Below are 772 nucleotides of genomic sequence, written 5' to 3'. Positions count from 1 at the left end.
AATCTCTTTTTTATAACATTTTGATGTAGAAGGTCTTTAATATTAAGTTCCTTAGCAGGTAAATTGTCATTATTTTTAATAGTAGCCATATTTATCTCTCCTCGAATTCAAAATTTATTTCATTATCTTGGCAGTATTTAAGTAGTCCTTTGGCGATTACTTTTTCTAAGCCGTTTACCTGAATAATAATGTAACTATTCTTTTTTTCATTATTAACAGGTGGTTTGGGAGTAGATGTAACCGTGAAATGAGAATGACCGTTATTAGACTGTGCTTTTAATTTTTCCTCAGTCTCTTTAATTGCTTTTTCTTCTGCCTCTTTGACAGCTTTCTGCTTATCTTCTTCAGCTTTTTTTCTCATTTTATCTTCAGTTTCTATAATATCTTTTTCTTTTTCAGAAATATATCCAAGGATATGTTCCTGATTTTCACCAAACATATGAATAATATCCTCAATTTTTATCTTATTTTCAATATTTTTATTCACACCCTTAAGCACTAGGTCAATGCTATTATATTTAGAATTTAGGCTGTTTATTTGTTCCTGAATGTCAGCTTCAATAGTGTTCATTTTACAACCTTTGGTTTCCCATTTATCATAATCATCAATAAACTGTTCGAGGTCTTTGTTAACAAGAGATTTGACAAGGACTTTTTTAAGTTCTCTGATTTTCTCCCACTTAAGGTTAATTCTTTTCTGGTCAGCCAGTTTTTCTAAATCATGTAAATGTTTTCTGACGGCTTCCAGTCTATTTACATATGAACTAAGGTT

Annotated in this window: 1 protein-coding gene; it reads right to left on the bottom strand. The window is 30.1% G+C overall.

Going from position 1 to position 772, the window contains the following annotated elements; genetic code table 11:
- Window positions 1–91: 91 nt before the first annotated feature.
- A partial coding sequence (locus tag NK213_RS20315; RefSeq protein ID WP_253352736.1) for a hypothetical protein occupies window positions 92–772 on the bottom strand: 681 nt, incomplete at its 5' end.

This window comes from Sebaldella sp. S0638, from assembly GCF_024158605.1.
Lineage (GTDB): Bacteria > Fusobacteriota > Fusobacteriia > Fusobacteriales > Leptotrichiaceae > Sebaldella.
The sequence above is the reverse complement of the archived record's forward strand: the minus strand, read 5'-3'. Positions and strand labels throughout refer to the sequence as shown.